The organism is Sphingobacterium yanglingense (assembly GCF_004363245.1).
GTDB lineage: Bacteria > Bacteroidota > Bacteroidia > Sphingobacteriales > Sphingobacteriaceae > Sphingobacterium > Sphingobacterium yanglingense.
The window spans coordinates 1-1087 of record NZ_SNYV01000012.1 but is presented as its reverse complement, the minus strand read 5'-3'; the positions used below and the strand labels follow the sequence as shown (position 1 = coordinate 1087).

The following is a 1087-nucleotide window of genomic DNA, read 5'->3' as shown; positions in this document are numbered from 1 at the left end:
TCACCGGACTGCGCCTTGTTATCACCGTTCGCATCCACAACAGTTTTTACTGAACTGTGCGATGGTTTGCTCTCTGTAGGGATCTCAACCTCTGGTCTTTGTGGCTCTGGCAATTCATTACCGCTAACCGTAGCCACATTATAGATATTACTAATACCGGTTAAGTTTGCAACAACCTTAACAGCAAAAGTAACTGTAGTATTTGAATTAGCTGGTACGGTTAGATTATTCCAAGTAATCGTATTATTACCTGCTGTGTATACCCCTCCATTTGCACTACTTACATAAGCCGTATTCGCTGGAATAATGTCGGATACATTTACTGTAATATCTCTATCATAGTTATTAGTAACCTTAATTGAATAAGTTAATTCTTCATTGGACTCAGCTTTGCCATTATTGTTATTGTCACGGACTGCTTTCTCCGTAATTACATTACAGTAGTTAGTTACAGTGATCACCACTTCGTTTGAAGAAACGGTGCAGACACTGTTATTTAGTGTCGAAGTAGATACTCGGCGGTAAGAAGTTGTTACCGTCATAGCACCCGGCGTATATGTCGCTGCAGTAGCTCCACTAATTGGGGTCCAATTCGCACCATTGTCCACACTAAACTCCCATTGATAAGCAAGGGTACCAGTAGCTGAACCTGCTGTTACCGAAGTGATGGTTGCTGGTGCTGTACCATTACATACCGTTTGAGAGCCTGCGATTGTTCCTGCTTGAACAATATTAATGGCAACCGTAACCTCTAAACGTTGAACACTCTCACAGCCACCAACGGTCTGCGATGCATAATATTTCTGACCATCAACCAAAGTGGTCGTAGGTGAAAGTAGATTACCGCCTGTAGCGGCATCGTACCACTTAATTGTACCTGCACCAGTCGCCTGTAGATTCGCAACCGTATGTGGTGCGATCTCACAGAAAGTCTGGGTAGACTGTGTCGTTGTAGGAGCAGCAATTACAGTAATGGCAACCGTAACCTCTAAACGTTGAACACTCTCACAGCCACCAACGGTCTGTGATGCATAGTATTTCTGACCATCAACCAAAGTGGTCGTAGGTGAAAGTAGATTACCACCTG

General features: G+C 43.5%; 1 protein-coding gene. It reads right to left on the bottom strand.

The genetic code is table 11. From position 1 onward, the window contains the following. Positions 1–1087: Ig-like domain-containing protein (locus CLV99_RS08455; protein WP_133584081.1), on the bottom strand; the 1087-nt coding region annotated here is incomplete at both ends.